The organism is Noviherbaspirillum suwonense (assembly GCF_900182955.1).
GTDB classification, from domain to species: domain Bacteria; phylum Pseudomonadota; class Gammaproteobacteria; order Burkholderiales; family Burkholderiaceae_D; genus Noviherbaspirillum_A; species Noviherbaspirillum_A suwonense.
Genome location: NZ_FXUL01000032.1, coordinates 43,089 through 69,763 on the forward strand (window position 1 = coordinate 43,089; position 26,675 = coordinate 69,763).

Below are 26,675 nucleotides of genomic sequence, written 5' to 3' on the forward strand. Positions count from 1 at the left end.
AGCCTACGTGCGCAACCCATTTGACCAATGCCCCGTCGATGTGGAGGGCGCGGACCAAGGAGATGCAAGCCACGCCAGAGGACACGGCCAACAAGGGCAACGCCGGGTCGCAGCGCCTCTGAAGGCATATCGCTACTGCAGCCGCACGCTAGCACTCTTGGTGTGCCTCACCGGCTCGCCAGGACGCCTTATTTCGTTGCTCGCTCGGGTCTTCCTAGCTTTTCCGAAGTCTTTCCACACGACCTGATCTGGAAAGGCGCGGCAAGCTTCTTTTTCGACAGTGACGGTTTGCTTTCCAAAAGCAAGCCTTCCTGCCTTGCCAAGGGGTTGACGAAAGCCGGCAGTAGTAACGCCGAGGTTTGACAGAATCTTTGTGCGCCACGTGAATGGCGCGGCTCTGGCAAGAAGGCGCTAGACCAAATCGGACCTCGATGCAGACTGGAGCGATTCCGGACCATCTGCAGCAGATGCCGGTTTTTACCCATGTAGCGCTAGGTGACAAACGAAGCCGGGCAATCCAAACTTGTAACTGTCATACAACTGACGCCGCCTGGAAAGATGGGAACCGCCCTCCAGGTGGGGCGCGGACTCGGCAAAATGGCGGCCATGCAATCCATCCGGTAGGCTTCACCAGAACGTCCATGCTGGGAAGGGCATTACATGGTCAAGTTGCAGAACGCTCCCTCACCCCGAATACGGCAGGATGCGAACACCGGAGAATAAAGGAAATCGCAAAACTGATCCGAAGGCAGTAACGACAAGGGACCGAGCCGACCGAGACAGCTCCATCAGTTTGATTGAGGCGGAGGCAATGATTGCCTTCCAAGCATTCTGAGCCCGGCAATCAAGCAAAGGGGAAATGTACGGATATTCGACCTCCCGTCTAGGCAGAATGTCCGAACGCTCAAATTTCAAACGACTTCACAAAAGTTCTCACCAGTGGAGCATGTTGGAACAGGAGTCGCAGAGTAAAGCTGCCCGATCGCTCCAAGTCCGCCGTCCCGGACCTGGAGGAATGTCATTTCACGGCTGCTGCACCACGATGAACCGTCCCGTTGCCATCTCGGAACCGCCATGGCGGCCAACAGCTGACTCAGGTAGATCCGCACGACAACTGCAGAGCAGCACGAGACGGTCCACCGCCCCGATCAGCCATCAGTGAATCACTAAATTTCCACTCGCACCTCATTTAGTGATTCGCTGATGGGCCGGCAGGTGGCAAGAACCCGAACAACCTTGCTGGCTGCTCCAACCAACGAAAATGAGGTTCTGGTACTAGTGATTCACTGATGAGCCGATCTTTTCCACAACAAAAAGCCAGGAAACGCGCGCCGAGCCGGGATTTTCTTCCGCGCTAGTGTTGTAATTTACGCGTCATCACGCTGCCTGCAGGAAAAAGCATCAGTGAATCACTAATAGCGATCCGCTGATCTCACTAAATGGATCTTACTGGCTCCACTTTTCGTGGCGGGATCAGTGAATCACTAGGCCCAAAGACCCCATTTTCCCTATGAAGACGGTTAAGAACGCCCGCATCGCATGTCACGCTGGAGCTCTACCGTAGCGCATGCCAGCTTGTCAGACGGATCAGACATAGTGAATCAGTGAATCACTAATAGCTGATCAGTGAAGCACTAACAGTAAATCAGTGAATCGCTAACAGGGAAATCAGCGAATCACTAGTAGCGGAATCAGCGAACCACTAATAGTGAAACCACCGAAAAACCATCTGCAAGTGCATGAATAATAAGAACTTTTCCCCACTATAATCTTTTGATTTTAATCTTCTTCTTTAATCATAAGCACCATCAACACATACTCTCTAGCAGCATCGGGTGTCTGTGTGTCGTCCAGTGATGGTGAAACCAACTGCAGCAATGACGAACCCCGAGGATGCACAACGCAAAGCATCAGTGAATCACTAAATGTCCGCATTGACACTATTTCCAGACCATTGATAATCAGGCCTCATCAGAAGTATCCACTGAAGGAAGCAGCATGGCCGAAATCGCTAAAAAGAAAACCGGAGCCAAAGACCCAATGGAAGCGGTTGCGAGGCTGAATCGGTCCGTGCAGGCTAAACAACGCGTCAAGGAAGAAATCGCCTCCAATGATCCGGTCCAGTTGCCGATGTGGGACGACGACCTCCGGGGTGTGCCAAACTGCCTTGCGCGGGGAGCATTATTCACCGCGATTAAGTCGGACGGATCAAAACGCGAATTCTACCGGGGTAAGGAAATAGCCACCCTGGCAGGCATCGACGTGAGCTACCGTGGAGAGGAATTGAGGCAGGACGATTACTCGGTGTTTCTGAACATCCTGCACTTCGCCCGGCATTACGATCTCGGGAAGCCCATCCCCTTTACCGCGTACCAGATGCTCAAGGAACTCGGTTGGAGCATCAACACGGACGAGTACGCCCACTTACGTGAGTGCTGCGAGCGACTGCTCGCCACCAGCATCACTGTGGCGCTGCCGAAGATGGGCGGTTCCCAGGGCTTCAGCGGTAGCTTGATCCAGTCTTTTGCGTGGAAGGATGACGGGGGCAAGCAATTATCGCAGTGGCAAGTGATGCTTGAGCCAAGGATCGCGGCATTGTTCATCGATCCCCTGCTGTCGTTGATGAATCCCGCGGAGCGCAAGGCAATCGGTGGGCGTTCGCCTCTGGCGCAATGGCTACACAGTTTCCTTTGCACGCACCAGAAGCCTTTCGCCATCTCGGTGGAAAAATACTATGAATTGTCCGGGAGCCGGACCGCAAACATGGGCGATTTCCGCGCCCGTCTGAAACTGGCATTTCTCAAGCTGATGAACGTGGGCTTCTTAGAGAGCTTTGAATTCCGAAATGATGTCGTGCACGTGGTCAGAGTCCCGCGACACTACCCGGCGCCTGTATTCCACCGCCTCGGGAACAATGCCGATCAGGCAGGACTACAGATTTAGTGATTCACTGACGGTACTGAAGAGTCCTGGGATTTCCTGATCGATTCAAGAAATCTAGTGATTCGCTGATTGACCGGATTGCGTGAAGCACGCCGCGGGCTGCCAGCACGATTTTTCTCTAGCCACAAGCGTCAATGGTTCAAATGGCAATAGGTGCAGCCGACCGCAGCAGCTGCGCCGCTGAAGCCGACTTCGTCGCTGGGGCAAGGGTTAGAAGCAACCTGCGTCCCAATACCTTCAACAGTTGCGGACGCGTTCGACAAGGAGCCGCACGTAATTCGTCAGCCTGCTTTCACCGGAAGGGATTTCGCTTGTATCGCCATGTGCAGACGCTTGATGTCGGCCCGTCGCGACCTAACTCAAGTCATTTGCCGGAAACCGTGATGCGCAGCTCTCGTGCCAACAGCTATGGGTTCGTCGCGAAGAGGGGACACCGACAGGCGTAGTTCACCCCAAGCCGCACAGAAGGCGCCTACCGACGCCTTCTGCCTTCCGTTGCTGCATATCCTGTAACTTGCCGCAGCGTCGAATCTTCGGCTTCTATCGGGACTGAAGGTCGACGGCAAGCCACCGCATCAATCGGGCTGGATGTTTGCCGTCTTGATAACCTTGGCCCACTTCGTCGTTTCCGCGCCAACGAATTTGCCAAAGTCTGCCGGGGAGCCCGGAGTCGTCACCGCGCCGAGTTCGCCCAGCTTCTTTACCACCGCCGGATCCGCCAGCGCCGCACGCAGGCTATCGTTGAGCTTGGCCACGACGTCGGGCGGTGTGTTTTTCGGCGCCACCAGGCCCCACCAGACCGTCGCGGAACTGCCGGGCAGTTGCAGGGTGTTGACCGTGGGTGCGCCCGGCAGCAATGGCGTAGGCTGCTTGTCCATCACGGCAAGCGCGCGCATTTTCCCACCCTGGATGTGGGAAATCACTTCCAGCGGATTGATCGACATGAAATCGATCCTGCCGCCCAGCAAATCCGTAATCGCAGGCGAGCCGCCCTTGTAAGGGACGTGCAAAGCCTGGAATTTTCCTTCTTCCTTCAGCAGTTCGCTCGCCAGGTGTCCGGAGCTTCCGTTGCCCGCCGAAGCGTAGGTGAGCTTGTCCGGGTTGGCCTTACCGAAAGCAATCAACTCAGGCAGGGTCTTGTAGGGAGATGCTTGCGGAACGACGATCACCAACGGTGCATAGCCGATGCTTCCTACCGGTGTGAAATCGTGGGCGATGTCGAAATCCATATTCTTGTACAGCGCGCCATTGCTCGCCAGAGTATTGGACGCCGTGAGCAAGGTATAGCCATCGGCCGGCGACTTGGCCGCCGCACTCATGCCGAGATTACTGCCAGCGCCGGGACGGTTGTCGACGATGACAACCTGCTTCAGGCGTTCGGCCATCTTCTGGCCGACGAGCCGCGTCACGATATCCACCGCGCCCCCGGCAGCATAAGGCACGATCACGCGGATGGGCTTGCTGGGGTAAGCGTCCTGCGCATGCGCGGCGGTGACAGACCCCGCCAGCACGGCGAATGCGACGGCAAGGCGACGGGTCAGACAAGCAAACTCTGGCAATGACAGCGGTATCGACATCTTCTTTATCTCCGTTTGTAAAAATTAATGAGCGAGTAAAACAGTCCGGAATATCCCGGAGGACAGGCTTAATCGATGTAGACCAGTCCAGCCGCCTCGAGCGGACCGCGCATGTTGTACATGTCCAGACCCAGCACACCGGACGCCAGCTTCGCGCGCTTCTCGCCTTCGAGGTCTTCGCGCTTTCTTGCCGCGGCGGCCACGCGGGCAGCATCGGCGGCCGGAACGATGACGATGCCATCGTCGTCGGCCACTACGACATCGCCGGCGTTCACCAGGGCGCCGGCGCAGATTACCGGGATATTGACCGAGCCCAGCGTGGCCTTGATGGTGCCCTTTGCGCTGATCGCCTTGCTCCACACAGGAAAACCCATCTCCTTCAGGATGCGCACGTCACGCACGCCGCCGTCGATGACCAGGCCTTTCGCGCCGCGCGCCATGAAGCTGGTCCCCAGCAGGTCGCCAAAATAGCCGTCGGTGCATTCGGTGGTGACCGCCGCGACCACGATGTCGCCGGGTTGTATCTGTTCAGCCGCCACGTGCATCATCCAGTTGTCGCCCGGCTGCAGCAGCACGGTCACGGCGGTGCCCGCCACTTGTGCGCCAGCATAAATCGGGCGCATATAGGGGCGCATCAGGCCGACACGTCCCATGGCTTCATGGACGGTCGCGCTGCCGAACGTTTCAAGCTGGCTGGCGGCATCGCGGTCGGCGCGCGTGATGTTGCGCTTGACGACGCCGAGCTGGTTCATCAATGGAGTAGTCATCGTTAATATCCTCTGGTTTCAAGTGCCGCATTCAGCCGCGGGAAGACCCGGCGGGCATTGCCTTCGTAAATCTTGTAGCGTTCGTCTGCGCCGAGCTGTGTCGACGCATCGATATAGCGCTTCGTATCGTCGTAGTGGAACCCCGTTTCCGGGTCGATCCCGCGCACCGCGCCGATCATTTCCGACGCGAACAGTATGTTGTCGACCGGGATGACCTTGGTGAGCAGGTCGATGCCGGGCTGGTGATAGACGCAGGTGTCGAAAAAGATGTTATTCAGCAGGTGGTCCTTCAGCAGCGGCTTTTTCATTTCCTGCGCCAGGCCGCGGAACCGGCCCCAGTGATAGGGCACCGCGCCGCCGCCGTGGGGAATGATGAACTTGAGCGTCGGGAAATCCAGAAACAGGTCGCTGGTCAGGCATTGCATGAACGCGGTGGTATCGGCATTCAGGTAATGCGCACCCGTGGTGTGAAAGCAGGCATTGCAGCTGGTGCTCACATGCACCATCGCAGGAATATCGAGTTCGACCATCTTTTCATAGACCGGGTACCAGCTGCGGTCCGACAACGGCGGCGAGGTCCAGTGGCCGCCCGACGGATCCGGGTTGAGATTGATGCCGACGAATCCATAATCGTTGACGCATCTTTCGAGCTCGGGCAGGCAGGTGGACGGAGCGACGCCCGGCGACTGCGGCAGCATTGCAGCGCCAATGAAATGCTCCGGAAAGAGCGCCGAGACCCGGTAGCACAGCTCATTGCAGATCGCGGCCCAGGTCGCACTCGTATTGAAGTCGCCGATATGGTGGGCCATGAAGCTGGCGCGCGGCGAGAAGATCGTCAGGTCGGAGCCGCGCTGTTTCATCAGGCGCAGCTGGTTCGTCTCGATCGACTCGCGGAGTTCATCGTCGCTGATCCGGAGTTCCGACGGTTTCGGACCCCGTTCCGGCGTAGCCAGATTCGCAATCTGGCGGTTGCGCCATTCTTCGAGCGCCTTGGGCGCAGTGGTGTAGTGGCCATGGCAATCGATGATCAGGGGTTGCTGCATGTCTCTTGTCCTTTCCAGGCAATGGCGGGAATCATGACTTCTCCCCGCATGATGAGTCGGGCGGTTCGTAGTAGCGCGGCGCGGATGACGTGCTGCGGATTCGCCGGATCGAGCGCCAGCTCGACACTGAATTCACCGGCGGGATGCTCGACCGAGATGCTTTTGCTCAGTCCCTCCGGCACGACCGCAAGTCCGTCTGCGATCGACCCGCGAACCACGCAGGCGGTGGCGACTGTGACGGCGGCCAGCACACCGATGGCGTCATGGCATACGTGTGGAATGAAACAGCGGGTCGCAATGCTGCCGCCGTTACGGGGTGCGGCGACCAGGCACATCTTCGGGTAACTGGAGGCGCTGACATCACCCAGTCCCATCAACGGGCCGGCCCGCAGGCGCAAGGCTTCCAGCCTTGCCTTGAGGTCGCTGTCGGCATTGAGCTGCGCGACCGGTTCGTCACCGCGCAGGCCAAGATCGGCGGCCCGCACCAGCACCAGCGGCATGCCATTGTCGATCAGCGTGGCGTCGATGCTGAAGGGCGCGATGTGGGTGCCGTCGACAGTGATCGTGTCCCGTGCGCGGCCGGTCGGCAGCAGCGCCGGGCAGAACGAGCCCGCAATGTCGATAAGGTCGATGGCGATCGGCGCGGCCGTGCCTGGCACGCCATCGATCCGGGCGTCGCCGCCATACCGCACGCGCCCGTTGGGCGTCTGCACGGTGATATCGCATTGCATGCCGGTGTTCAGGATCATTACCCTGGCCGTGGTCGTCGCGCCACGAGCGGCGACAATGCTGCGCTCCAACGCGAAGGGGAGCACGGCAGCCAGCATGTTGCCGCAACTAGCCGTGGCATCGACGGTATCCGATTCGGGCTGCACCTGCACAAAAAGAAAGTCCAGGTCCACCCCAGGCGTCGCACTGGCCCGCACAATGCCGATCTTGCTGCTCAGCGGGTGCGCGCCGCCGAGGCCGTCAATCTGGCGGCGGTCAGGCGACCCCATGACGGCCAGCAGCACGCGGTCACGCGCGGCCCGATCCTGCGGCAAGTCGGATTCCAGAAAAAAAGGGCCTCGCGAGGTACCACCGCGCATCAACATGCAGGGCAGGGCCAGCAGGTCGGCATCCGTATCGTAGGGCGTGAGCATGGCAAATCGGTTATCGAGCCAAAAGCCGGCTATTATCGCCACACGCCATCCCGCACTGGTTGCTTTCTACCCTGTCGGGCGTTCTAATTTACTTATGTACGACTGTCGATACCCTGTCTTGCCTGATGCGGCCGCTTACTCCAAAGATCAATCTTCATCATCTTCATGCGTTTGGCATCGTGGCGGCGACCGGCGGCATTCGCCGCTCGGCTGACATCCTGTTCCGGGCCTCGTCCGCGGTCGCGAGGTCGGTCGCGGCGCTCGAAGAAAGCCTGGGCACGCAGCTGTTCGAACGCAAGGGCAGCGGCATGCTGATGACCGCCGCGGGCCAGGCCGTGCAGTTGCGGGTGCTGCGCATCGAGGCGGCGCTCAGGGAAGTCCGCGACGACGCCGCCCGCCTGGCCGCCCGCGACGGTGCGCATCTGGGCAGCACCGATCCGTTATTCAATGAACGGCGCCTGCAGGCTGCCGTGCTGCTGGCCGAGGTGCACCACATGCCCAGCGTGGCGCGCGTCATGGCCATTTCGCAGTCCGCGGTCAGCCAGGCGATCACGAAGCTGGAAACCGTACTGGGACAGGCGCTGTTTCGCCGCTCGCCCTACGGCACCGTTCCCACCGACGCAGGCACCCGCTGGATCATGCGTTTCAACCGCGTGCTGGCTGAACTGGACCATATCCTGTCCGACATCGCCGCCCTGGAGGGCGAACTGACGGGCAGCATCACGGTGGGCGCGTTGCCGCTGGCGCGCACTTCACTGCTGCCGACCGCCATTACGTCGCTGCTGGCGAAATATCCCAGGCTGCGCGTGCGTTCGCTCGAAAGCACGTATGAGGAACTCGCTGCCGGCCTGCTGAGTGGACGCGTGGATTTCATCATCGGCGCGCTGCGTTTGCCAACCGAGCAGGGCTTCCAAGCCTATCCATTACTGCAGGACCAGATCGCGGTAATTGCCCGCGCGGGGCATCCGCTTGCATCCAGTTCCACGCTGGATTTCGATGCCCTCGAAAGGTACCCGTGGGTGCTATCGCGTGCCGGCACGCCGCTGCGGATTGCGCTTGAGGCCTTCTTCCGGGAGCGCGGCAGGCAGGCGCCACAGCCCGCAGTCGAGACAGGGGACCTGGCACTGCTACGCGGACTGCTGGTCTCCAGCGATATGCTGACCGTACTCTCCGCGCACCAGCTGCATTACGAAATCGCGACCGGGCAGTTAGGCGTGCTGCCGTTTCCGATGTTTGGCCTAGAGCGACCTATCGGCGTCATCACACGGGCAGGGGCTTACTTATCGCCCGGGGCAGATGCGCTTTTGGCGGAGCTTAATGGCGTCATACGCACCAGGCAATAGGCGCTCTGCCACGTAATTCGTGCAGCGGTCGGATGGGCACTGCCCGACCCGAGGCCGATCGTCGTTGATGAATGCGGCTTTACCCTGGACAGTCCAAAGTGCGGCCTTCGACGGAGGATGGCGGTTTCCGTCCGTGCTTCCAGCATTCTCGCAGGCAAAGGACGGCAGGCTCGACTAGGGCCCGTCGCCAGGGATGCCTGCTTCATTCCCGAGAATATCCCGCGTGGCAATCGGGCTGCGCTCGGAGATGCCTGCCTGCCCGGCGTCCTCGGCTTGCGTACATGCCGCTTCCACCGCGTCCCGTAATTCATCCAGAGTAGCCTGGGCCGGGACCATGACGCCGAGATTCCGGGCCTTCTCCGTCAAGGGGAGCAGGGACCAGTGCTCGGTAATCTCATGGTCTTCGGCGGCAGCGCCAAACTCGCAGATTTCCATAAGCAAGGCCTGAAGCGCGTTCGATCCCGTGACCATGGCAACCTCCTGCAATGACGGTGCAGATTGTAAAAATTTAGTCTAGCACCTGCGGCATCAGGATTAAATGGGACAGCGGGCCGATTTTTGGCAGGTGCTTTTCTGCAAGGAACCATCTTTTGCTGCACGACGTCCAGGCGGCGTTTCGCAGGCAAGCCCATTCCCGCACCGGGCCATGCGAGCCGTCGTCCGGTGCTACCTGCCGGCTTTGCCCATGGGTGCGCCGCTCAGGAAAGGCTGCGCGGCAGCGTGAGCGAAAAGATACTTCCCATGCCATCGCCATCGCTGCTCACCCGGACCGTGCCGCCGTGGGCTTCCACGAGGCTCTTTACCAGCGCCAGGCCCAATCCAAGGCCGCCGCCCTTTCGATCCGTCGAACGTTCAGCCTGGGTATAGAAATCGAAGATGCTGCCAATGGCGTCGGAGGGAATTCCGATTCCGTTGTCGGTGACCTCGACCAGAATCTTGTCGTGCTCGGGCACGACCCGCAGGCTGATATTCCCGTCGCCCGGCGTGTACCGGGCGGCATTGCTCAACAGGTTGGACAGGACCTGCACCAGCCTGGTCTTGTCCCCAAAGGTCTGGCAGGGGATAAGGGGCAAGTCCAGGGTCAGGGCATGCCGTTTCGCGACCATCATCGGGCGGATCTGCTCGACAGCCTCGTGGGCGATGCGCCCGATGTCGACCATTTGCTTATTCAGCAGCACCAGTCCCATGGTGACCCGCGACATGTCGACCAGGTCCTCGACCAGGCGCGACATATGGCCGACCTGGCGCTGGATGACTTCGCCCAGCTGTACCGCGCGCGCACTGGTCGTCGCCGGCGATTCGATCAGCCTGGCCGCCATGCTGGTGGCAGCCAGCGGGTTGCGCAGTTCATGGCTGAGCACGGCGAGAAACCGGTCCTTGCGCTCATTGGCCAGGCGCATTTCCTCGGCCTGCATGATTTTGTCGGTGGTGTCAGTGCAGGTGCCGATCCATTCGAAGACATGCCCGTTCTGGTCCCTGAGCGGCACGGCGCGGGATTCGAAGTGACGGTATTGACCATCCATGCGGCGGACGCGGTAGGAGTCGATGGCCGGCATGCCCTCCGCCAGGTACCGTTTCCACGCGGCCTGCACGCGAGCACAATCCTCCGGATGCACGGAATTGATCCAGCGCAGCTCGTCGCTCCAGTCGTCGGTATAGCGCCGCCAGGACGTGGTGTCGCCGATCGGCTTGCCGTTGGCGTCCGCGCGCCATACCAGATCCGATACGGTTTCGCTCAGCATGCGGTAGCGCTGGGCGCTTTCCTCGATCTCCTGCTGCGCCAGCTTGCGCTGGGTGATGTCGCGAAAGTAGAGCGCCAGGCCTTCGTCGATCGGCTGGGCGCTGAGCTCGAACCAGCCGGTGCGTCCCTCCGGGTCGGTCCACATGTTTTCCAGCTGAACGGGGACGCGCTCCCGCATCGCGCGCCGGTATTCCCGGCCGACCGGGGAATCGACCGTGTCCGGCCATAATTCCCAGTGGGACTTGCCTATCATGTCCTCGACCGGACGCCTGTTGATATGCACCGCGGTTGCGTTCATTTCCAGCACACGAAAGTCGTGATCGACGACGCACAGGCCTTCCGCCATGCCGCGCAGCACCTGGTCACGCCGATCCCGTTCCCGCCGCAACTGGTCTTCGATCGAATCGCGCTCCAGGATGGCTGCCACCGTGCCCGCGCAGATCTCGGTGAGTTCGACCTCGTGCTGGGCAGGTATATGCGGCGCGTCGAAATAAACGGTCAGCACCCCCAGGACATCGCCAGCCGTTGTGAACATCGGTGTCGAGTACCCGGCGCCGATGCCATGCTGCTGCGTCCAGTCGCGGAACTTCTCGAATAAGGAATCCGTGTCGAAATCCGCAACGACCACGCGGCGGCCCTGCGCAAATGCCATGCCGCAGCAACCCTGCCCAAGTTCGATCTGCGACAGGTCTTCCACCACGGTCGCACTCAGGCCGGTGCTTGCGCGCACGAACAGGCGTGCGCGGCTGGAGTCGAGCAGGGAAATGAGCGCCTTGGTCGTGCCATGGAAATGGTTGATCGCTTCCAGCACACGCTCCAGCTTGCGTGTCGTGTGCTCCGAATTGAGCAGGTGCACGCTGAGTTGGTGCAGGATCTTCCAGTCGTCTAAATGCGGCACATCCATCACCATTCAAAAATTGCTAAAAAATCCAAACACGGTCGCAGCGCCGCCCTGACCGGGAGTCAGTGTTTCCCGATCAGGGATTTTACGGGAATAGTGGTTTCGAGAACGGTAAAGAACGATTTACTAGGAACTGCTTTTCAGTAGCGGTCCCGGCCAGCGCCATCCACGCGGCTTTGTGGATAGCAGTGTCCGGGCAGCTACGGTCGCTGGCCTGATGCCGGACCGGTCGATAAATCGGCGCCATTCAGCAGATTGTCAGACAGGAACCGGATAATTCCTTTACCCCGTTCACGATCGTTCACGCACGGCCAGGATTTCATCTGTTTGACAGCCTGCATCAGTGGGCGTGCAATCGGCGATGGGATTGCGTCCTGCGCTGAACGCGTTGAGCCTGGCCAATTACAAGCAGGGGTGGCGTCGCAAGCTGCACAGATTCCAGAGGGCAATGGATTGTTGGCGCGAACGACGCGTTGATTACCTTGGTTCCCCAATAGCGCATAGGAGGCGTCATGGATCGCAAAATGCTGGCAATGAAGGCCGACAGGTACTGGAAGATGTGGCTGCCGGAGAAAACAAGGAAACTCAAGGCGATGGGCCATTTCGACGCTGCGGTCCAGGCTGCCGCCTCGCGCGCCGCCGCCGAGCTTGCCTCCCTGTCGGCCCAGGGCTACCGCGGGGGTGAGGCAAATGACATCGTGCTTCCCAAGTTTATTTATCCGCAGCCGGAATCGCGGGAATACGACTGAGTCCGGTTGTAGACCCCGGCGCAGATGACAGGCGCCCGGTGACGATCTGCCATTCGCAGTATTTGACGCGACCAAGCCTGGAATGCCTCCATTTTTTCCAAGCTGGAAGCAAGCGGCGCAGCCACCTAAGCTGCCAAGCCAGCGCAGTGGCGGGGATGAGTTAACTGTTTGTTGCTTATCCGCCGCAAACTAGAACTTGGTAAAATTGTTTATAGGAAATATTTCTTGGTTTAAATATAATTAAACCTCGGGTCATTAACGTCCGCGCGTCGAACGAACCTTCTCCTTAACGGCCATGCCGGTTTCACCTATTCATTTTCTTGCTACCGTTTCCAACCGCCCATGTTTAAAAAAGTTCTCGGCCAATCGATAGAAAAGGCTGCGCCGGCCCCTTCGTCCGTGAATCCTGCGCTGGTGGAAAGCGCCGGGAACGTGCTGCATGCAGTTGCAGAACAGTTGCTGCAGGCACGGGGCGAGCTGTCGGTCTTCGGTTCCCGGCTGAACCGGTCCCTGCAACGCGAAGACTGGCCGCTGGCGACCAGGACTTTGCTCGACCTGGTGGAAACGTCGGCTGAACTGTCGACCCGCGTGACGCCCGCCAGGCATGAGGCCGCCGATCATTTGCTATCCCGGCAGGCGCATTCCGCCGTAAGCGACGCCAGCGCCGCCGCCTGGAAGGGAAGCGTCAGCGCGCTGCTGGAAACCGGCATCCCGGCGCTGCTTCCGGCGGATGCGGCTATTGCGGAACAGGTACGGCAGGCAGCGCGTCAGGTCGAGAAGTCCGGACTGGACGAGACAGGCGAAGCGCTGGAACGTATCCACGCATTCGTGACTTCCTGCAACGGTCACGGCGCCAGCATCGACGCCAGGCAGGCGCTGTTGCTGGACGTGCTGCGCCAGCTCACCGCGAATGTCGCCGTGCTGTCGGAACAGGCATCGTGGGCGCATGGCCAAGTCGCAAACATCGAAAGCCTGCTGGCCGGGCCGCTGAGCGTCGACCTGCTGCAGGCTGCCATCGAGAACTTGAAAGATGTGGCGCAGCGGCAGGGGGATATCCGCAAGGACCGCGACAGCACAAGGGACTCGGTCGAACACATGCTGCAGGCCTTCTTGTCCAATCTCGACACGGTCGCCAGCGCGACCAGCCAGTACCATGCCAGGATCGGCGATTACGCCGAGCAGCTGGCGTCCGTGCTGACTGCCGAACAGCTGCAGCCCATCCTGGCAGGCGTGCGCCGGGACACCGCGGCCGTGGAGGTGCAGGCCCGGACCGCGCGGGAGCAGGTCAGCGCTGCGCGTTCGGAACTGCACGAGGCGCAGGCGCGGGTGCGGGCGCTGGAAGCCAAGCTCGAAGAAATGAGCGAGCTGGCAAGGGAAGATCCATTGACGAAAAGCCTGAACCGGCGCGGCATGATGGAAGCACTGGGCCGCGAGATGAATCGTTCAAAACGGTATCGGATTCCGCTGTGCATTGCCTTGCTGGACATCGACAACTTCAAGCAGCTCAATGACAGGCTGGGACATCAGGCTGGCGACAACGCGCTCGTGCACCTCGTCACGGTCATCAAGGCCACGCTGCGCCAGATGGACGTGATCGCCCGGTTCGGCGGCGAGGAATTCCTGCTGCTGCTGCCGAGCACCAGCCTGGATGACGCGATGCTGGCCGTCACCCGGATACAGCGCGAACTCACCCGTTCCATCTTCATGCATGAACACCAGCGCGTGCTGGTGACCTTCAGCGCGGGCGCCGCGCTGGTCGACGGGAACGAGAGCCAGGACGGGCTCATCCAGCGGGTCGACGCGGCGCTGTACCGGGCCAAGCGCGAAGGCAAGAACCGGGTGGTGGCTGCCGATTGCGCTGCGGCCGAACTGGCTGCGTGACAGACCGCTACGCCGGAATCGATGCAGGGACGGGAACTGGGCGACGTGCCATCCGATGAACTGGCAGGCTGAATCTGCCCACGCCGTCCGGATACAGGAAGCGACGATTTCCAGGCAACGCCGGCCGGCAAACCCGCGCCTCCATGCCGCGCCCGGGATCAGGCCGGCCGATATGCACGCCCAAGGCCGTGCGCAGAAACCCCATCAATCTGGCCGTGCATCGAAGTGGTGCATGGCGACTAAAGTTGTGCCCGTTTATTCCGTAATACCCACTGCGCACAAGGGCGCCTTTATCGAAAGACGGCATGTCGCCGGTCAGGAGAACGTCCTTGCAACACTATATCAATACGAGGATAGACCCTGCCATGTCGTTCATAAGAAATGCTTCAATCGGCAAGAAGATTGCGATCTTTTTTGGCGTCGTGTTATTGGTTGCCACCATGACCACCGGTGTCGGGCTCTGGCAGCTGCACAAGATGACGGTTTCCACCGAAGAGCTGATGCACCGGCCATTGATGAAGGAACGCCTGATCAGCGACTGGTACCGCATCATCTTCGCCGGCTCGCGGCGCAATGCCGCCATCGCCAAGAGCGCCGACAACAGCCTGGTCGCCTTTTTTGCCGACGATGCCGCAAAGGGATCGAAGGAATCGGGCGAAATCCTGAAGCAGGTCGAGACCCTGTTGACCTCGGAAGAGGAAACCCGGCTGCTGAAAGAAATCGGCGTCGCGCGCGATTACTACCTTGCCCAGCGATCGGCCATCACCAAAGCCAAGCAGGCGGATAACGCAGAGGAAGCAACCAGGCTGCTGAACGAGAAATTCGTGCCGGCAGCAGCCCTGTACCAGGATAAGTTGCGCGACCTGCTCGCGATGCAGCGCCAGCAGATCGATGCCAACGCCGTTGCGATAGCGACTGCGTCGGCAACCAGCTTTCGCCTGCAGATCGCGTTTACCGTCTTCCTCACGCTGCTTGTCGTGTTCTGTGGATATGCGCTGAAGAAAAGCATCGTCGGTCCGCTGTCGTCCGCGGTCAATGTCGCGCGCCGCGTGGCCAAAGGCGATCTCGGCACCGAAGTCCAGGTCACTTCCAGGGACGAGGCTGGCCAGATGCTGGAAGCATTGGGCCAGATGAATCAATCGCTGCGCGGGCTCGTCGTCGAAATCATGCAGGGCGCCGGCACCATCGCGAGCGCCTCAAGCCAGATTGCGCAGGGCAATGCGGAGTTGTCTTCCCGTACCGAGCAGCAGGCGAGCGCACTGGAAGAGACGGCTTCGTCAATGGAAGAGCTGACGTCCACCGTCAAGCAGAATGCCGAGAACGCCCGCCAGGCGAATCAGCTGGCGGCGTCGGCGTCCGACGTCGCTACAAGGGGTGGAAACGTGGTGCACCAGGTTATCGGCACCATGGCGTCGATCGATGCGTCATCGAGAAAGATCGTCGACATCATCAGCGTCATCGATGGCATTGCATTCCAGACCAACATTCTTGCGCTGAATGCAGCGGTGGAAGCCGCCCGCGCCGGCGAACAGGGGCGTGGATTCGCAGTGGTGGCGACGGAAGTGCGCAGCCTGGCCCAGCGCAGCGCCGCCGCCGCGAAGGAAATCAAGACCCTGATCGGCGACTCTGTCGAAAAGGTCAATGCCGGCAGCAAGCTTGTCGCGGAAGCGGGAAGCACGATGGAAGAAGTGGTCAGCAGCGTCAGGCGCGTTACCGACATGATGGGAGAAATCACCGCAGCGAGCCAGGAACAGAGCGCCGGCATCGAGCAGGTCAATCAGGCCATAACCCAGATGGACCAGGCCACGCAGCAGAATGCGGCTCTGGTCGAAGAGGCGGCGGCCGCCGCCGGCTCGCTGCAGGAGCAGTCGAGCCACTTGGCGCAAGTCGTGAGCGTGTTCCAGCTGGGCGGCAACATCGCATCGACAGCTGCCATCCCAGCGTCCTTGCCTGGCGACTGGAAAGACGGAGCGGCACCCGTCCTGACTTCGACGCGTAAATCGGTCTCCGCACCCGCCCGCCTGCCCGCAGCGCCTCGCGAAAGGACCGCTGCTGGCAGCGATGCGGATGGATGGAGAGAATTTTAGCCGCAGCGGGAATCAGGCAGCGGTGCGCCTCTTCTTATCCTGGATCGAACGCGCATTTGCATGAGACAGGCGCTTTGCCGCCGAAGTCGGCGTGCCCGAGCATGTGATCGTCGACACCGGCCATCCGAACGGCAGGCGGATGCGCGACGATGCCGGTTTCGGCGATGCGCACAGCGCAAAAAACGCGCTGCTGATCGAAACCGGGCAGCACTTCTCGGCCCGTAGCCGGGACGTGGCGCTGGATGCCGCATGCCGCTTCCTGATCGTGACCGGCGCGGTGAGGGCCGAAGACCTCGAAAGCTTCCTGACCCAGGCGAAACCTGTCCGCCAGCGCGTCCTGCAGGTGACGCAGCCGGTCGTCGCCGAGACGATGGAGTTCGCGTTTACCGAAGATTTCCGCGGACTCGAATCGATCGCAACGGCCGGCACGGTCATCGCGCGCGACGGCGAGCGGGAAATTGTCACACCTTACGATAACTGCATCCTGATCCAGCCTTCGCTGCGGCATGTCGGCCCCGGCGTCACGGTCGTGCGGCTGGCAAGGGTGATGGACGTTTGATTGCGCAGATGCAGCGCGCCCGGAGGCAATCGCGTCGGTCGTGGGCGGCCGTGCGGGTCGCATGCAAGTATCGCGCATTGGTTTGTCATCGCGCTATCGTTGCGGCCGGCAGCGCTTGCGCCTGGCGGCATACACCCTAGAATAGTGCCGTCGTTTGCGCCGGCACTGCGCTGCAGTGCCGGCGGAGCGGCCGAGGCCCATCCCACTGGCACAAGGGGTATGCGCGATGGAAGGATACTTTCTGCGGCGTCCGCGTACGCTGCGGCAATGGTCGGCCCTGCTGATGGCCGTCTGCCTGCTGCCCGCAACCGTGGCCACGCTGCTGCTGGCTTACCAGTCGTATCAGCGCGAACGCGTGCAGCTCGAACAGGCCACCTTGCAGACGGCAAGGGCGCTGGTGCTTGCCGTGGACCGCGAACTGGCCGGCATGGAAGCGGCGCTGCGGGTGCTGTCGACCTCGGTGCTGCTGCAGTCGGGCCAGATGCATGCATTCGACGCACAGGCGCGCGAGGCGCTGCATAGCCTGGGCGCAGGCGCCTACATCACCGTCAGCGATGCAGCCGGCCGGCAGCTGCTCAATACGCGGCAGCCGCGGGGCGCCGCCGTGCCGCCCGGCGACGGGGCCGCGCAGGCGAGGGCGGTATTCGCCGCCGGCAGGACGGTGGTGTCCGGCGTGAGCCGCCTGCCTGCGCAACAAGGCCATGTGTTCAGCATCGGCGTGCCGGTGCGGCAGGACAGGCGCATCGTGTATGCGCTGTCGCTGGTCGTGCCGGCCGGCCAGGTGGGCGACATCCTGAAGCTGCAGAGGGTGCCGGCAACCTGGCCGGTCGCGATCCTCGACGATGGCGGCGTCATCGTTGCACGCAGCAAGGAAGGGCCGCGCTTCGTCGGCCAGCAAGCGATTCCCGCGCTGAAGCAGCGCGTTGCGCAGGACATCGAGGGCAAGCTGGAGGCGCAGACCCTGGAAGGCATCCCGGCGCTGATTTCCTACAGCCGTTCCCCGGTCTCGGCCTGGGCCGTGGCAATCGCCATTCCCGAGGCCGAACTGCTGCTGCAACTGACGCGGGCGATTGCCTGGACGGTGCTCGGCGCGCTGCTCTTGTGGCTCGCCTGCCTGGTCCTCATCAGCCGGATCGGCGAACAGATCGCGCGCTCCATCCGGGCGCTGGCTGGCCCGGCCATGGCGCTCGGCTATGGGCAGCCGGTCCGTGTCGGTTCGCTGCCGCTGCGGGAGGCGAACGAGGTCGGGCATGCGCTCGGCCAGGCATCCGAACTGCTGCAGGCGCGCACCGCCGAGCGCGATCTCGCCGAACAGACCGCCGAAGCGCTGCGCAGCGCCAAGCAGCAGCTGGAGTACAACGAGACCCTGCAGCGGGCGATATTCGAGCAGGCGCCGGACGCGCTGCTGCTGGTCGCGCCGGACGGGCGCATCGTCCGCGCCAACGAGCAGGCAGCGATTCTGTTTGGCTACAGCGCGCAGGCGCTGCTGGCCATGACGGTGGAAGACCTGGTGCCGCAAGCCATGCGGGAACGGCATACGGCACTGCGGCTGGCTTACCAGGCTGCGCCGTCGCGGCGACCGATGGGCAGCGCGGCAACCCTTTCGGCCCGGCGCAACGACGCCACAAACTTTCCCGTCGACATCATGCTCAGCCCGCTGCGCGGCCTGCCGGCTGAACTGGTGATGGTCACCGTGCGCGACATCACGGCACGCCGGCACGACGAGGATGCGCTGAGAGAAAGCGAAAAGCGTTTCCGTTTGACCATGGAGCATGCGCCGATCGGCATGGCCGTGGTGGCGCTCGACGGACGCTGGCTGGAAGTCAATGCCGCCATGTGCGAACTGCTGGGCTATGACAGGACCGCGCTTCTGGGCTTGCGTTTCCAGGACGTGACCCATCCGGAAGACCTGCAGGCCGACATGACGTTCGCGTCCCGCCTGCTTTCCGGCGAGATACGTTCCTACCAGATGGAGAAACGCTATATCCGCAGGGACGGCGTCACGGTGCAGGCAATGCTGACAGGCTCGGTGGTGCGCGACGACAGCGGCCAGCCGCTCCATTTCATCGCGCAGGTGGAGGACATCACCGTCCGCAAGCGCGCGCAGCAACAACTTGCCACGCTCAACAAGCGGCTGGCGCTGGCCACGCGCGCCGGCGGAATGGGAGTCTGGGAATTCGACATCGAAGCGCGCTTGCTGTGGTGGGACGACCAGATGTATGCGCTGTACGGGATGCGCCCGGCCGAGGCGCCCGACCTGTACCAGGCCTGGCGGGCGCGGGTGGACCCGGCCGACCTTGGCCGGGTCGAGGCGCTGTTCGAGGAAGCGGTGCGCCACGGCGCACCTTATGCCACGCAGTTCGCCATTCTCCTGCCGGACGGGGGGCGGCGCATGATCAGCGCCAACGGCGTGCTGTCGCTCGACGATAGGGGCGAACCGGTATGCATGACGGGCATCAACTGGGACGTCACGGAAAGCCTGCAGCGCGAGCAGGCGATCCGCGCCGCGCTGGAAGAAAAGAACACGCTGCTGCGCGAGCTGTACCACCGGGTGAAGAACAACCTGCAGGTGATCACCAGCCTGCTCACCCTGCAGGCGCGCGCCCTGGCCGACCGCGCCGCGCGGCTCGCACTGCAGGAAGGCGCCGACCGCGTGCGGGCGATGGCGCTGGTGCACGAGAAGCTGTACCAGTCAAAGAACCTGTCGTCGATTGCGCTGGATGCGTATATCGACGACCTGTGCCGGCAGCTGGGCAATGCCGCCGCCGCGAAAGCGCGCGGCATTGCCATCGACACCGCCGCCATCGGGGTGGAAGTCAGCCTGCAGACCGCGGTGCCGCTGGGACTCATCCTCAACGAACTCGTGGCCAACTGCCTCCGCCATGCCTTTCCCAACGCGCGCCACGGACGCATCACGGTGCGGCTGGAGAGGACGGAAAATGCAGTGTTGCAGTTGACTGTCGCCGACGACGGCGTTGGCTTGCCGCCCGGTAGCGATCCAGGCAAGTCGCACACACTGGGTCTAAAATTGGTTTACGCACTGGCCGGGCAGCTCGATGGCCGTTTTTTCATTGAAGGCGGGAAAGGCACCACCGCGCGCCTGACCTTCCCGGCAAAAGAAGCCGGCGCGCGTGCCGCACCCGCTGCGCTGTCCACGGCCTGATTTGTCGCGATCGCCGGCAGACAACGTCATTGAAGCACTGACGTGCAGGATCAAAAAAGTACAGGAGGAAACATGAACACCGTTACCGCCGCGCCCGGCAGTCCGGCGCCGCCCAGCATCCTGGTGGTCGAGGATGAAGCCGTCGTGGCGATGGACCTGCGTAGCCAGCTGGAAGACATGTGCTACCGCGTCTGCGCCATCGCCGACAATGCCCGCGAAGCCATTTCGCTGGCGCACAAGGAGCGTCCCGGCCTGGTGCTGATGGATATCGTCATCAAGGGCGCCATGGATGGCATCGAGGCCGCCGCGCAGATTGGGCGCAGCCTGCATATCCCGGTGATATTCCTGACTGCGTACAGCGACGAGAGCATGGTCGAACGGGCTGCCCGCACGAATGCCTACGGTTACCTGACCAAGCCGTTCCAGGCCAAGGAGCTGCGCGCCGCCATCGAGGTGGCCCTGCACAAGGCGCTGCTCGAGCGCCAGCTGCGCGAGTCCGAACAGTGGTTCGCGGCCACCCTGCGCTGCGTCGGCGACGGCGTCGTCGCCACCCGCAGCGACGGCGTCGTGCGCTTCATGAACCCGGTGGCGGAAGCATTGCTCAGTTGCGGCGACGGCCAGGGCCTGGACCGCGACATCGGCGAGCTGATGCAGTTGCGCGACCGGCTCACTGGCGCGCCGCTGGAATCGCCCGTGCACCGGGCGCTGCGCGGCCAGACCGTCGTCGGCATCGACTTCGGCTCGATGCTGCTGGCCTGCGACGGCACGCAGGTGCCGATCGACGATTCCGCCTCGCCCATACGCGGCGACGATGGGGTTGCCCTGGGTGCGGTAGTCGTCTTTCGCGATGTGCGGGAACGGCTGGCCGCCGAAGCGAAGCTGCGGCAAAGCGAGGAACGGTTTCGCAACGCGTTCCACTTCGCGCCGGTGGGCATGGCGCTGGTCGGCCTGGACCACCGCTTCCTGCAAGTCAACGGCGCCCTGAGCACGATCCTGGGCCGCAGCGAGGCTGAGCTGCTCGGCGTCAATCAGGATACGCTGGGGCCGCCGTCCGAGCTCGGGCCGGAGCGCGAACGCCTGAACCAGCTGCTGTCGGGCCATGCCGAGGCCACGCAGTTCGAAAAGCGGTATCGCAACATCGATGGCGGTTATATCTGGACCCTCGCCAGCGTGTCGCTGCTGCGCCAGGACGGCGAGCCGCTCTGCTACCTGTGGCAGGTGCATGACCTGACGGAACGCAAGAACGCGGAATACCGGCTTGCACGCATGGCCTACTTCGATCCGCTGACCGGGCTGGCCAACCGCGCCTGGCTGTCCGAAGAAATCGAACGCAAAATTGTCCAGGCGCGCCGGCGGCATCACTGCTTTGCCGTGGTGTTTCTCGACCTCGACCATTTCAAGCAGATCAACGACAGCCTTGGGCATGAGGCAGGCGACGAGATGCTGCAGGCGGTGGCGGCCAAGCTGACCGGGGCGCTGCGCGAAACCGATGCGGTCGCGCGGCTCGGTGGCGACGAGTTCGTCATGCTGCTGCCGGAAATCCGCGCGGCCGAAGACGTGCTGGCCGTGACCGACAAGGTGCAGCAGGAATGCACCCGCGCGGTCCGCATCGCAGGACATGACATCAGCATCAGCGTCAGCATGGGCGTGAGCCTGTTTCCGGACGACGCCCAGGATGCGCGCACGCTGCTGCGCTACGCCGACAGCGCGCTGTACCATGCCAAGAGCGACGGTCGCAACACGCTGAAGTTCTATCGCCCGGAACTGACCGCAAGGGCAGTGCGGCGCATGCAGCTCGGCGCCGGCCTGCACACCGCGGTCCAGCGGCATGAGTTCGAGCTGTTTTACCAACCTGTCGTGTCGCTGGCCGGCGACCTCGTTTCGTCGGCCGAGGCACTGGTGCGCTGGCACCATCCGTCGCTGGGGCTGCTGATGCCGTCCCAGTTCATCGCGCTGGCCGAGGAAAGCGGCATGGCCGTGCCCCTCGGCGACTGGGTGCTGCAGGAGGCTTGCCGCCAGGCGGCGGGCTGGGATGCCTGCGGCGTCGCGGTCAACGTGTCGCCACGCCAGTTCAAGCGTGGCAACCTGCTCGACACCGTGCGGCGTGCGCTGGCAGCCGCGGCGCTGCCGCCGCAGTGCCTGTGCATCGAGATCACCGAAGACCTGCTGCTGGAAAACAGCGAGGAAAACCTGGAGACCATCGCTGCGCTGCGGGAAATGGGCGTGACCATCGCGATCGACGACTTCGGGGTCGGCTATTCGTCCCTGAGCTATATCCGCCGCTTCCGCCCGGAAAAAATGAAGATCGACTGCTCGCTCATCCGCAACGTCGCCACCGACAGCGGCGATGCCGAGCTGGTCCGCGCAGCCATCTCCATGGCCCATGCGCTGAAGGTCAGCGTGGTGGCCGAAGGCGTGGAAACCGAGGCGCAGCGCCTGTTCCTGGATGGCGAGGGATGCGACATGGTGCAGGGCTTCCTGTATGCGAAGGCGCAGCCGGCCAGCGTGTTCGAGGCGTGGCGCGCGGACTACGGCAGCAGCCGTCATCCGGCCAGGTAGCAGCGCATCTGCCAGGCAAGCGACGCCACGCCTGCACGCGGCCTACGTGTCGGGCTGTCTCTCCGGAAGCCGGCGTATCAACGAGTGGGCCGGCATCCCCGGAGGCCATAGAACGCGATATACAGATAGCAGGCAAGCGGTATCGAAAACGAATAGAGGACACCGATGTAGTCCGCACAAAACCCCTGGATCAGCGGCACGAACGCTCCGCCGACGATGGCCATGCAAAGCACGCCTGCGCCCTTGCTGGTGAGTTCCCCCAGTCCCTTGATCGCGAGCGTAAAGATCGTCGGAAACATGATGGAGTTGAAAAGGCCGACCAGGAGCAGCATCCACATGGCGAGCCTTCCGGCAAACACCATTGCGACAAGCAGCAAGGCCGTGACGATGAACGCATTCAAGGCCAGCACATGGCCGGGCCTGAACTTCGCAAGTATCGCGACGCCGATGAACCGTCCCACCATCGCGCCGCCCCAGTACAGGGACAGGTATTTTCCGGCGTCGCTTTCGGACAATCCGGCAATCTCCGGTCTCCCCATGAAGTTGACCAGGAAACTGCCTATCGAGACTTCCGCCCCGACATACACAAAGATGCCGACCGCACCGAGCACGAGCGGCCGGTGCGCCCACACGCTGTCGTGATGGGACTGGGCGACAGTTCCGTCCGGCTGATCACCTGCGGCGTCGCCGGCGTTCATTGCCGGCAGGCGGGAGCGGGCAATGACAAAGGCGATCACGAAGAGGAGGGCCGCCAGTCCGAGGTAGGGGAGTTGTACGGCGCCGGCTTCCGTCGTCGCATAGGCGCTGAGCTGTTCCGGCGTCATCGACTGCATGTCGCCGGCGGACCGGACGGCAACCGAAAGGATCAGGAGTGCGCCGAGGAAGGGACCGAGCGTCGTGCCGAGCGAGTTGAACGCCTGCGTCATGTTGAGCCGGCTTGCCGCCGTATCCGGCGTGCCAAGCACGGTCACATAGGGATTTGCGGATACCTGCAGCAGCGTGATTCCGGAAGCGAGCACGAAAAGCGCTCCCAGGAACAAAGGGTACGAGCGCAAGCCCGCCGCCGGATAGAAGATGAGACATCCGATGCCTGCAACTGCCAGGCCGGTGACGATGCCATTCTTGTACCCCAGCCTGGCGACCAGGTAGCCGGCTGGAAAGGACATCACGAAATACGCCGCGAAAAAGCAGAACTGGACCAGCATTGCCTGCAGGTAGCTCAGCGTGAAAACCGCCTTCAGGTGGGGTATCAGAATATCGTTCAGCGAGGTGATCAGTCCCCACATGAAAAAAAGGGATGTCACCAGCACCAGCGCGGGCCGGTAATTTTCCTGCTGCACGGAAGCGGGAGCAAGGTGCGATACAGGCGCGCGGCGCGTGTCCATCAAATTACCCGATCCGGCATCGGGCGCCGTCGGATAAGCTCGGCCTCATCGCGTCGTGCTTGATAGCGCGGGCAAGGCATTGCGCATGGCGATCCTGGAGAGGACGGATGCGCTGGGCTTGCGTATGCGCTTGAAGGCTTTCCGGTCCACGGAAAATAGACCATATCGATAGGCATAGCCGAGTGACCACTCATAGTTGTCGAGAAGAGACCAGTAGATATACCCCAAGATCGGGATGCCGTCGACAACGGCCTTGTGCAATCCAGCAAGGGCAGCCGGTATGTACGCCGCGCGCAGCGCATCGTCCTGGGTGTCAAGGCCGTTCTCGGTGACGATGACAGGCTTGCCTGTGGCCTGATGGACGTAGCGCACCGCGTTGCCCAGGGAGTCAGGATAGATCTCGACGCCGTGATGCGTGAGCCTGGCCCCCTCGGGCGGCGGGGCCACGCCATTGGCGTCGATGCGCATCCGGTCATAGTTCTGCACGCCAATGAAATCGCCGGTCTCGCGAAGGGCTTCCAGCCAGGCGCCGTATACCTCTTTTCGTTTCTGATCGACGGGCGTGGTGCCGCCGACCGGCTGGTCGTCCGAGACGCTGATGCTTGCACCGACCGGCAGGCCCGGTTGGACCGACTTGATGGCCTCATGACTGAGCCGGTGCGCCGCGATCATCGGCGCGAGCATCGCGTCGACATCCTCGTCATTGGCGACCAGCCCGGTCACAAACCGCCGGGAACCGGTTGCACGGGCCGCGGCGTCGAGCATCGCCCGCCTGGTGGCGACAAACTCCGGCGACGGCGAAAACCAGCGCAATACCTTCATGATGTTGGGCTCGTTGAGCGTCAGGGCAACGCCGATGCCCGCGCCCAGGTGCCGGGCGGCACGCTCGCAATAACGGGCATAAAGCCCGGGCGCGTCCTCCGCAGTCCAGCCGCCACGTGCGGCAAACCATATCGGGCAGGCAAAATGGTTGAAGGTCACGACCGGGACGATGCCGCAGGCACGGCAGGCGTCTATCAGGCGCTTGTAATGGTCGAGCATCGCAGGCGAGAAGTGGCCTTGTACCGGTTCGATCCGTGCCCATTCCAGCGAAAACCGGTAAGCATTCAGGCCCAGGCTGCGCACCAGGCGCAGGTCTTCGGGCCAACGCGCAAAACTGTCGCAGGCGTCGCCGGAAGGTTCGGTAAAAATCGTGGGCCGGACATGTTCCAGCAGCCAGATATCCGCATTGACATTGTTTCCCTCGACCTGGTAGCCGGCCGTCGCGGCGCCCCACAGGAAAAGGGCAGGAAATTTTCCGGGTTGCGCCGCGGGCCCAGGCGCCGGGAAGGCATGGCCCGGCGCCAGCAGCGCTGCCGGAATCGTTTTCAACAGGGTGCGACGATCCATCCCATTACCTCCGTTGCGATACCGATCGGAGTCGGCTAGGGAACAGATCGTTGCGCATTCAGAAAGTTGCCGGCGCCAGTAGAGCTTGACCGTGCCTGAAGCTGCGAAATGCACGCCATCCAGGCAAGGAGGCTTGTCATAAAAATAATTAATGGTGCAGGTACTTATTCTCCGGACTGATGCCTTGGGGTATGTGAACCCCGGAAATCCGCTGGCTTGGAGACACAGGTGTGGCGCTGGCTGCGCATTTCGTGGAACTCGGCATGCGTGTGGCAAAGGCCGGACCTGGCAACAAGTGAAATGCAGAATTGGACGGGTCGCGCGCAATTGCGACGCCGCAACATCCTGAACGCCAAGCCATTTTATGATTGGATTAGTTTTTAAAAAGGGAAAAGAATGAAGGCATCGCGCGCAGTACGCACAATCGAGATTCTCCGCGGTGTTGTGGAGGAATCCAAGGGCAACAAGCAGGTGGCCACGGCCGTGGCCACGATCATCAATGAGATTTCCGAGCAGGCCAGGCGGGATCCAGCCGAATCGTCAGCGCTGCAAGCTTATATATCGAAGCAGGACGTGGTCGATTTCCGGGAAGACTTGAAAGCGGTATTGCGCTGAGTTTGACTGCCTTGCGCAGCCGGTCGAACGATACGAATGTTCGTCCGCCATGCAGTCAGCGCCCGACGCATAGATCCCGTCGCTGGGTTTCTTCCCGGCGCCACGGCTTCCTGCGCGGTTCCAAGGGCAGTGTGCTTGCAACGCCGATATCGACCGATAGATCGTTGGTGATCCAGCGGTCCAGTGACGCTTGCATACCTTCAATAAACTCACTCGCCTGGTTCCGGTAGACCTTCGATTCGGTCGACCGCTGATGCGGCTTTCTTTACAACCAGTTCGCGCATTTCTCCGCGCCAGTGCGGACCTTGCGCCGCCATGTGTTCGGTGATTTCCTCCAGGGTGAATCCCAGTGCCAGTGCGCGCTTGATGAACTGAACGCGGAAGACATGCTGCTGCGTATAGCCGGCTGTTCCTGGCAGGCGGCGCGGCGACTTCTCCAACAGGCCGTTACGCTGAAAATAACGCACGGTCGCCACCGTCACGTTCGCCGCTTCCGCAAGCTGGTGGATGGTGAGCATGGCGTTGTCAGTTTTTATCAGGGCGAGCATCTGCCGGTCGGTGGCTAGCCGAACCGCCTGCGGTCCGCGCTAGCCACCCGCGCATTTACTTCAATCCGACCAGCTGGAAGCCGCCGAAGTTCTGCAGCAGTTCGTTGGTGGTCTTCGAGCTTGCATCGACCTGGGTGACCGGGGCGATGACAGCCGAGGGGCTAGCGAAGCCGCCGGCGACAGCGACATTATGGTTGCCGAAGTTGACGTTGCTGCCGCCGCGCACAGCAGCCATGTCGGAAGCGCCGAGTTGTTTGGACGAAGCCAGGTCTTTGATGGTCAG

General features: G+C 62.0%; 19 protein-coding genes. 9 read left to right on the top strand and 10 right to left on the bottom strand.

All coding sequences use genetic code 11. The annotated features are described in order from the left end of the window. The first annotated feature begins 1,998 nt into the window (after positions 1–1,998). Positions 1,999–2,943, top strand: a complete 945-nt coding sequence (trfA, locus tag QOL82_RS26490; protein ID WP_283445324.1) for a plasmid replication initiator TrfA — start codon at positions 1,999–2,001, stop codon at positions 2,941–2,943. Positions 2,944–3,518: 575 nt separating this feature from the next. Here the strand turns inward: trfA and QOL82_RS26495 are convergent. The 4 genes from QOL82_RS26495 to QOL82_RS26510 form a co-directional block, all read right to left on the bottom strand. Beyond that, positions 3,519–4,520: a Bug family tripartite tricarboxylate transporter substrate binding protein gene (locus QOL82_RS26495; RefSeq protein ID WP_283445325.1), complete on the bottom strand. Its 1,002-nt coding sequence runs from the start codon at positions 4,518–4,520 to the stop codon at positions 3,519–3,521. A gap of 68 nt (positions 4,521–4,588) precedes the next feature. Further along, positions 4,589–5,272: a 4-carboxy-4-hydroxy-2-oxoadipate aldolase/oxaloacetate decarboxylase gene (ligK, locus tag QOL82_RS26500; RefSeq protein ID WP_283445342.1), complete on the bottom strand. Its 684-nt coding sequence runs from the start codon at positions 5,270–5,272 to the stop codon at positions 4,589–4,591. Positions 5,273–5,289: 17 nt separating this feature from the next. After that, positions 5,290–6,318, bottom strand: coding sequence for an amidohydrolase family protein (locus tag QOL82_RS26505; RefSeq protein ID WP_283445343.1), 1,029 nt, complete (start codon positions 6,316–6,318; stop codon positions 5,290–5,292). Next, positions 6,315–7,472, bottom strand: coding sequence for a 4-oxalomesaconate tautomerase (locus QOL82_RS26510; RefSeq protein WP_283445326.1), 1,158 nt, complete (start codon positions 7,470–7,472; stop codon positions 6,315–6,317). Before QOL82_RS26510 ends, QOL82_RS26505 begins: the two co-directional genes overlap by 4 nt. Positions 7,473–7,597: 125 nt before the next feature. Here QOL82_RS26510 and QOL82_RS26515 point away from each other — a divergent pair, with 125 nt between their 5' ends. After that, complete coding sequence (locus QOL82_RS26515; protein ID WP_283445327.1) at positions 7,598–8,815, top strand: LysR family transcriptional regulator; 1,218 nt, start codon at positions 7,598–7,600, stop codon at positions 8,813–8,815. Between the two features lie 174 nt (positions 8,816–8,989). On the opposite strand, the gene QOL82_RS26520 is transcribed toward QOL82_RS26515, so the two are convergent. Both QOL82_RS26520 and QOL82_RS26525 read right to left on the bottom strand, forming a co-directional pair. Further along, entirely contained in the window at positions 8,990–9,286 is a 297-nt protein-coding gene (locus QOL82_RS26520) for a hypothetical protein (RefSeq protein WP_283445328.1), read from the bottom strand. Between the two features lie 227 nt (positions 9,287–9,513). Next, positions 9,514–11,454: a sensor histidine kinase gene (locus QOL82_RS26525; RefSeq protein ID WP_283445329.1), complete on the bottom strand. Its 1,941-nt coding sequence runs from the start codon at positions 11,452–11,454 to the stop codon at positions 9,514–9,516. 515 nt (positions 11,455–11,969) lie between these two features. Here QOL82_RS26525 and QOL82_RS26530 point away from each other — a divergent pair. The 6 genes from QOL82_RS26530 (at position 11,970) to QOL82_RS26555 (ending at position 22,455) form a co-directional block, all read left to right on the top strand. After that, positions 11,970–12,206 carry a hypothetical protein gene (locus tag QOL82_RS26530; RefSeq protein WP_283445330.1) on the top strand — a complete coding sequence of 79 codons (237 nt, stop codon included), beginning with the start codon at positions 11,970–11,972 and terminating at the stop codon, positions 12,204–12,206. 342 nt (positions 12,207–12,548) lie between these two features. Then, positions 12,549–14,087: a GGDEF domain-containing protein gene (locus tag QOL82_RS26535; protein WP_283445331.1), complete on the top strand. Its 1,539-nt coding sequence runs from the start codon at positions 12,549–12,551 to the stop codon at positions 14,085–14,087. 365 nt (positions 14,088–14,452) lie between these two features. Then, positions 14,453–16,174, top strand: coding sequence for a methyl-accepting chemotaxis protein (locus tag QOL82_RS26540; RefSeq protein ID WP_283445332.1), 1,722 nt, complete (start codon positions 14,453–14,455; stop codon positions 16,172–16,174). Positions 16,175–16,265: 91 nt separating this feature from the next. Then, positions 16,266–16,733 carry a M14 family metallopeptidase gene (locus tag QOL82_RS26545; RefSeq protein WP_283445333.1) on the top strand — a complete coding sequence of 156 codons (468 nt, stop codon included), beginning with the start codon at positions 16,266–16,268 and terminating at the stop codon, positions 16,731–16,733. Between the two features lie 226 nt (positions 16,734–16,959). Then, positions 16,960–19,896, top strand: a complete 2,937-nt coding sequence (locus QOL82_RS26550) for a PAS domain S-box protein (protein WP_283445334.1) — start codon at positions 16,960–16,962, stop codon at positions 19,894–19,896. Positions 19,897–19,968: 72 nt separating this feature from the next. Then, on the top strand, positions 19,969–22,455 hold the full coding sequence (locus QOL82_RS26555) for a two-component system response regulator (RefSeq protein WP_283445335.1): 2,487 nt from the start codon (positions 19,969–19,971) through the stop codon (positions 22,453–22,455). Positions 22,456–22,532: 77 nt separating this feature from the next. On the opposite strand, the gene fucP is transcribed toward QOL82_RS26555, so the two are convergent. Both fucP and QOL82_RS26565 read right to left on the bottom strand, forming a co-directional pair. Further along, positions 22,533–23,840, bottom strand: a complete 1,308-nt coding sequence (gene fucP / locus QOL82_RS26560) for an L-fucose:H+ symporter permease (protein ID WP_283445336.1) — start codon at positions 23,838–23,840, stop codon at positions 22,533–22,535. 45 nt (positions 23,841–23,885) lie between these two features. Further along, entirely contained in the window at positions 23,886–25,229 is a 1,344-nt protein-coding gene (locus tag QOL82_RS26565; RefSeq protein ID WP_283445337.1) for a glycoside hydrolase family 1 protein, read from the bottom strand. Positions 25,230–25,625: 396 nt separating this feature from the next. On the opposite strand from QOL82_RS26565, the gene QOL82_RS26570 reads away from it, so the two are divergent. After that, entirely contained in the window at positions 25,626–25,844 is a 219-nt protein-coding gene (locus tag QOL82_RS26570; protein ID WP_283445338.1) for a hypothetical protein, read from the top strand. A gap of 209 nt (positions 25,845–26,053) precedes the next feature. Here QOL82_RS26570 and QOL82_RS26575 read toward each other — a convergent pair whose 3' ends face one another. Together QOL82_RS26575 and QOL82_RS26580 are read right to left on the bottom strand one after the other, a co-directional pair. Further along, entirely contained in the window at positions 26,054–26,392 is a 339-nt protein-coding gene (locus QOL82_RS26575; protein ID WP_283445339.1) for a MerR family transcriptional regulator, read from the bottom strand. A 55-nt stretch (positions 26,393–26,447) separates the two neighbouring features. Next, positions 26,448–26,675, bottom strand: a 228-nt coding sequence (locus QOL82_RS26580) for a hypothetical protein (protein WP_283445340.1), incomplete at its 5' end; no start/stop codon positions are given.

Excerpts from the sequence above, each read along its gene's own strand:
- QOL82_RS26535 (WP_283445331.1), top strand. The coding sequence starts at position 12,549 with ATGTTTAAAAAAGTTCTCGGCCAATCGATAGAAAAGGCTGCGCCGGCC.
- QOL82_RS26515 (WP_283445327.1), top strand. The coding sequence starts at position 7,598 with ATGCGGCCGCTTACTCCAAAGATCAATCTTCATCATCTTCATGCGTTT.
- QOL82_RS26520 (WP_283445328.1), bottom strand. The coding sequence starts at position 9,286 with ATGGTCACGGGATCGAACGCGCTTCAGGCCTTGCTTATGGAAATCTGC.
- QOL82_RS26530 (WP_283445330.1), top strand. The coding sequence starts at position 11,970 with ATGGATCGCAAAATGCTGGCAATGAAGGCCGACAGGTACTGGAAGATG.
- QOL82_RS26510 (WP_283445326.1), bottom strand. The coding sequence starts at position 7,472 with ATGCTCACGCCCTACGATACGGATGCCGACCTGCTGGCCCTGCCCTGC.
- QOL82_RS26565 (WP_283445337.1), bottom strand. The coding sequence starts at position 25,229 with ATGGATCGTCGCACCCTGTTGAAAACGATTCCGGCAGCGCTGCTGGCG.
- fucP (WP_283445336.1), bottom strand. The coding sequence starts at position 23,840 with ATGGACACGCGCCGCGCGCCTGTATCGCACCTTGCTCCCGCTTCCGTG.
- trfA (WP_283445324.1), top strand. The coding sequence starts at position 1,999 with ATGGCCGAAATCGCTAAAAAGAAAACCGGAGCCAAAGACCCAATGGAA.
- QOL82_RS26495 (WP_283445325.1), bottom strand. The coding sequence starts at position 4,520 with ATGTCGATACCGCTGTCATTGCCAGAGTTTGCTTGTCTGACCCGTCGC.
- QOL82_RS26570 (WP_283445338.1), top strand. The coding sequence starts at position 25,626 with ATGAAGGCATCGCGCGCAGTACGCACAATCGAGATTCTCCGCGGTGTT.
- ligK (WP_283445342.1), bottom strand. The coding sequence starts at position 5,272 with ATGAACCAGCTCGGCGTCGTCAAGCGCAACATCACGCGCGCCGACCGC.
- QOL82_RS26575 (WP_283445339.1), bottom strand. The coding sequence starts at position 26,392 with ATGCTCGCCCTGATAAAAACTGACAACGCCATGCTCACCATCCACCAG.
- QOL82_RS26540 (WP_283445332.1), top strand. The coding sequence starts at position 14,453 with ATGTCGTTCATAAGAAATGCTTCAATCGGCAAGAAGATTGCGATCTTT.
- QOL82_RS26555 (WP_283445335.1), top strand. The coding sequence starts at position 19,969 with ATGAACACCGTTACCGCCGCGCCCGGCAGTCCGGCGCCGCCCAGCATC.
- QOL82_RS26550 (WP_283445334.1), top strand. The coding sequence starts at position 16,960 with ATGGAAGGATACTTTCTGCGGCGTCCGCGTACGCTGCGGCAATGGTCG.